Source organism: Streptomyces sp. NPDC057654, assembly GCF_042800135.1.
Lineage (GTDB): Bacteria > Actinomycetota > Actinomycetes > Streptomycetales > Streptomycetaceae > Streptomyces.
In genome coordinates this window covers 7,691-12,578 of the sequence record NZ_JBHVHQ010000164.1, presented here as the reverse complement: position 1 = coordinate 12,578, position 4,888 = coordinate 7,691, and the positions used below count along the sequence as shown (strand labels likewise).

Genomic DNA, 4,888 nt, shown 5'->3' with positions numbered 1-4,888 from the left:
GGGTTGGCGGGCTTGGCCTGCTGGCCGCCTCCGCCCCCGCCGCCCCCGCCGCCGTCCGAGCCGCGGGCGCTGTGCGTGTTGATGCCCTGCTTGACGAGGGCGGCCGGGGAGGAGATCACGGCGGCGGCCTGCCGGGACGCGGGGTCCCTGCTGGCGCTGCGGCTGTTGATGATCTCGTCGCCGAAGCCGGGGACGAAGCGGTAGATCATCGCGCTCGCGAAGATGGCGAGGATGATGATGGCGAGGCCGGAGACGACGGCCGAGATGGCGTTCGGGCCGTTGCCGGAGGACAGGGCGCCGGCGAGGCCGAGCACGACCACGATGATCGGTTTGACGAGGATCACCGCGATCATGATGCCCGCCCAGCGGCGGACGTGGCCCCACATGTTCTTGTCGACGAGGCCCGCGTAGACGGCGGTGCCGAGCAGCGCGCCCACGTACAGGAGCGCGGCCCGGATGACCAGCTCCAGCCAGAGGACGCCCGCGGCCAGCACGGAGACGAGGGAGACGACGATCAGCATGATCGGGCCGCCGCCGATGTCCTGGCCCTTCTTGAGGGCGCTGGCGAAACCGCCGAAGAAGGCGTCGTTGTTCGCCCCGGTGCCCTTGGCGATGACGTCGGTGACGGCGTCGGTCGCGGACACCACGGTGTAGAGGATCAGCGGGGTGAAGGCGGAGGCCAGGACCGTCAGCCACAGGAAGCCGATGGCCTCGGTCACCGCCTCGGTGAACGGGACGCCGCGCACGGCGCGCTTGGCGACGGCCAGCAGCCACAGGACGAGGGTCAGGACGGTGGAGGCGGCGAAGACGACGGCGTACTGGCGCAGGAAGTCGCTGTTGGTGAAGTCGATGTTGGCGGTGGACTTCACGGCGTCGGAGAGCTTGCCGACGATCCAGGCGGCGGCGTCCCCGCACCCCTTGGCGAGGGACGACAGGGGGTCGAGGGGGTTGGAGGGGGCGCTGGGGCCGGAGGGGGCGCCGCCCTTCCGCTTCTCGCAGTCCTCCTTCATCGAGCCGATCAGGAACTCGCAGGTTTCCTTGGTCGCGCTCGGGGAGGGGCTGTTGGTCGAACCGGGGGTCGCGGGCGGCGTGGGGGCGGCGAAGGCTCTGGCCGACAGCAGGACCGCGGTCGTCTGGACCGCGGCGAACGCTCCGGCGATCGTCAGGGCGCGGGTCGGTCGGCGGCGTTTACCGGGCATAGGTGAACCCTCCGAAACCTTGCACAGCGTCGGACATGTCCTTGGCGGAGGAGGCGGCCTGGTCGCGGCCGACCGGGGTCGGCCCGTCCTTCTGCGTGAAGGCCGTGACCTTCCAGTCGCCGTCGACCCACTTCAGCTGGAAGGTGCTGGTGAACCAGCCTTCCGAGACGGGGTTCTTCGAGGACTCGCCGGCCAGTCCGAAGAGCGTGGAATACCAGACGGCGACGCTCGCGGTGTCGTCCTGGTACGAGACGGTCTTGGTGCCCGCCGGGTTGGTGCGGGAGACGAAGGTCGTGTCGGCCGGGGCGGTGCCGTCCTTCTTGAGCCCGATCTTGACGGAGCGTTCGCCGGAGTACGCCTTGTCGTAGTCGCCCTGCCGGGCGGTGACGGCGTCGGGCGCGTAGACGGCGGCGACGATCCGGTGGCGGGTCTCGCTCCGGAACATGCCGTCGGAGCTGAGGGCCACCGCGTAGTTGGCGGCGGCGCTCTGCGCACCCTGCTCGGTGTGGGCGAAGCCCTTGGCGATGCCGTCGGCCTTGCCGTCCACGGGCTTGACGCCGGTGGGGGCCGTGGCCTGGGCGTGGGCGCCCTTGCCGCCGCCCTTGGCGCTGTCGCCGCCGTCGCCCCCGTCACTGCCGCCGCTGCCGCCGCTGCGGTTCGCGAAGGCGATGGCGGCGACGAGGAGCACCACGACGCCGACGACGGTCATCAGATTGCGGCTGCTGAAGCCCGTACGGCCGCGCCGGGCGCTGTCGAAGGAGTCGCCCTCGCCCTCGGGCAGCCGGGTGCGGGTGGGGCGGCCCTGGTCGTCGGGGCTGCCCCTGCCCCGGCCCGCTCTGCCGCCTCTGCCGTGGTCACCGCCACTGCCGTAGCCGTCGTCGCCGTCGAGACTCATAGCTCGTAAGCCCCCTCAAACGTCGTCGGTGACAGGCTGCCCGTATATGACGGTAGCGGCGCGGAAGGGGTTGCGGGCGAGGAGGGGTGAGTGGGCATCAGCAGGCAGCCTCTGGTGCGGGGGGTGGGACTTGTGAGAGTTCGGGGACGGGAGAAGAGTCTGCGCGGGGGACGATGCGCGGCGGTGGCGGGGGATGGTGGGGTGCGGAGGGGATTCGGTGGTGCTAGGTGGGGAGTTGTACGGGTTTGTCGCGCGAGCTCGCCGTACGAGTTTGCGGACGGGATGGCGAACGAGCCGGCGGACGGGTTTACGGACGGGTTTGCGGACGGGTTTGCGGAGGGGGGTCAGACGGCCATTCCGTAGACGATCGTGAACAGGGTGCCCAGCGATCCGATGATGAACACACCGGTGAGCCCGGCGACGATCAGCCCCTTGCCCTGTTCCGCGCTGAAGGTGTCGCGCAGCGCCGTCGCGCCGATCCGCTGCTTCGCGGCGCCCCAGATCGCGATGCCCAGGCACAGCAGGATGGCCACGGCCATCACGACCTCGACCATGATGCGGGCCTCGTTGCCCAGGGTCCCGAACGGGCCCCAGTCGGGGGCGATTCCGCCGATGATGGTGGTGATGTCGCCTTTTGCGGCTGCCAAAAGCATTTGTAACTCACCGCCCCTTATGGGTAGTTGTTTACACCCTCCGCCGCGGTGACGGAGGTCAGGCCCTATCTTCGCTGACAAAGCCGCGAACGCATGTCGACTTGGCGTCATTTTTTGCAGGACCCGCACGTGCCGCTGGTCACTTCGTCCCCGTCGGTGACGCGCGGCGTTGTCAGTGGGGTGCCCTATCGTCACTCTGTGTACCACGCGTATAGACGCCGAGCAATGATCGTCGAGGTGGGGGCCGGTGCCGATGTTCAAACGACCGCGTGTTCGGTGGGTACGCTGTGGCGGTCTCCCTCATATGCGCTGCGCGCTGCGGCCGTCGAGAGGATTTAACGCATTCACCGCGTCCCGCGCACGCTCGGGATGCAACGAGATCGAGGATGGTACGGGTGCTGGTTGCCGATCGGTACCGGTTGGGAGATCTGCTCGGACGCGGCGGAATGGGCGAAGTCTGGCGGGCCTCCGACGAGGTGCTGGGCCGTCAGGTCGCGGTCAAGCTGCTGCTGGGCAACGACGGCGACGAATCGGCGGCCATGCGCTTCCGCATGGAGGCGCAGACCGCGGCGCGGCTGAATCACCATCAAGTCGTGGGCGTGTACGACTTCGGCGCCTGGGAAGGGCGCTTCTACCTGGTCATGGAGCTGGTGCAGGGGCCCAGCCTGGCGCAGGAGCTGTCGTCGGCGGCGGGCGGGGCGCTCGCCCCGGCGCGGGTGGCGGACATCGCGGCGCAGGCGGCCGCGGGGCTGGCGGCGGCGCACCGGCAGGGGGTCGTGCACCGGGACGTGAAGCCCGGAAACCTGATGACCGACGCCGACGGCACGCTCAAGATAGGCGACTTCGGCATCGCCCGGTTCGTCGACGAGACGTCGGCGGGGCTGACGAGCGCGGGCCAGATCGTCGGCACGAGCACCTACCTCGCGCCGGAGCGCGCCCTCGGCCGGGCGGCGGGTCCGGGCTCCGATGTGTACGCGCTGGGGTGCGTGCTCTATCAGCTGCTGGTGGGGCAGCCGCCGTTCTGGGCCGACACCCCCACCGCGCTGCTCTACCAGCACGTCGACGCCGACCCGGTGCCGCCGCGGCAGTACTGCGGCGGGCTGCCCAGCTCCTTCGAGACGTATCTGCTGCGGATGCTGGCCAAGCAGCCGGAGGACCGGCCGACGGCGCAGGAGGCGGCGGACTGGTTCGGCAGCGGCGCCTGGCGCGACATACCCCAGCCCCTGCCGGTGCCCGAGCCCGCGCCGGTGGTCGCCCCCGCCCCGGTCGTGGCCCCGGAGAGGGAGTCGCTGACGACGTACGCGCTGCCGTCGGCCGGGCACCGGAGCGCGAGCCGGAGCTCGACGGGGCGGAGCTCACCGGGACGGGCGGCGGGCCGAAGCGCGGGCGGCAGCAGAGGCGCGACCCGCGGCGGCGGGCCCAGGGAGCTCACGGGCGGGGGCGGCGGCCGGGGCGGTGCGGCCCCGACCGGGCTCGGCGCCGTACGGGCGTGGCTGCGCGGGCACAAGGTGCTGTTCGGCGTGGTCGCGGGCGGGGTGGCCTTCGTAGCGGCGATGGCGATCGGGGCGTCCGTGTTCGCCCCGGACGTCACGGGCTCGCAGGGTCCCGAGGCGGTGTCGACGGACACGCCGGACGACTCGGACGGGCACGGGCAGGGCGCGACGCGGTGATGAGCGCTGTGGTCGCGGCGCGCGGCGGCGTACGGGCCGGAGGGCCGTCGGCCCTCGGCCCGCCCGCCGTGGGTTCTTCAGCCCTCGGTCTCTCGGTCCCCGATTCCTCGGTCCCCGATCCTTCAGTCCTCGACGAAGTGGTCGAACTCGCCCGCCTTGACGCCGAGGACGAACGCGTCCCACTTGGCTCGGGTCGTGATGACGATCTCGTCGGGCTTGAGGTTCTCGCGCAGATAGACGTTGCCGTCGTCGCCGAAGGCGACTTCGAGGAACTCCTTCTCGGTGCCGTCGGTGGCCTGTTGCCAGTTGAGTTCCGTCACTGTGCCCCCTTGTGCGGGTCCGGTCTGACGCCGGCACCCACGATAGAGGAGTCGGGCGAGGCACTCTCGCCAGGTGGGGGCGGGTAGCCGTACCGTGCGGAACGAAGGATTCGTGGGTGGGTGGGCAGGGGAGGCCGACGGGGTGCGAAAA

The 4,888-nt window shown here is 71.0% G+C and carries 5 protein-coding genes; 1 reads left to right on the top strand and 4 read right to left on the bottom strand.

Annotation, left to right across the window (positions count from 1 at the left end; translation table 11 throughout):
- The 3 genes from ACFU99_RS15410 to ACFU99_RS15400 form a co-directional block, all read right to left on the bottom strand.
- On the bottom strand, positions 1-1,199 hold a 1,199-nt coding region (locus ACFU99_RS15410), incomplete at its 3' end, for a hypothetical protein (protein WP_384391323.1).
- Positions 1,189-2,094: a hypothetical protein gene (locus tag ACFU99_RS15405; RefSeq protein ID WP_384391320.1), complete on the bottom strand. Its 906-nt coding sequence runs from the start codon at positions 2,092-2,094 to the stop codon at positions 1,189-1,191. The genes ACFU99_RS15410 and ACFU99_RS15405, both read right to left, overlap by 11 nt.
- Before the next feature lie 344 nt (positions 2,095-2,438).
- Entirely contained in the window at positions 2,439-2,747 is a 309-nt protein-coding gene (locus ACFU99_RS15400) for a hypothetical protein (protein WP_363135036.1), read from the bottom strand.
- Positions 2,748-3,142: 395 nt separating this feature from the next.
- Between ACFU99_RS15400 and ACFU99_RS15395 the strand changes: the two genes are divergently transcribed.
- Positions 3,143-4,417, top strand: coding sequence for a serine/threonine-protein kinase (locus tag ACFU99_RS15395; RefSeq protein ID WP_384391317.1), 1,275 nt, complete (start codon positions 3,143-3,145; stop codon positions 4,415-4,417).
- A 122-nt stretch (positions 4,418-4,539) separates the two neighbouring features.
- On the opposite strand, the gene ACFU99_RS15390 is transcribed toward ACFU99_RS15395, so the two are convergent.
- On the bottom strand, positions 4,540-4,737 hold the full coding sequence (locus tag ACFU99_RS15390; protein ID WP_384391314.1) for a DUF397 domain-containing protein: 198 nt from the start codon (positions 4,735-4,737) through the stop codon (positions 4,540-4,542).
- Positions 4,738-4,888: the final 151 nt, after the last annotated feature.

Coding starts and splice junctions, on each gene's coding strand:
- ACFU99_RS15405 (WP_384391320.1), bottom strand. CDS start 2,094: ATGAGTCTCGACGGCGACGACGGCTACGGCAGTGGCGGTGACCACGGC.
- ACFU99_RS15400 (WP_363135036.1), bottom strand. CDS start 2,747: ATGCTTTTGGCAGCCGCAAAAGGCGACATCACCACCATCATCGGCGGA.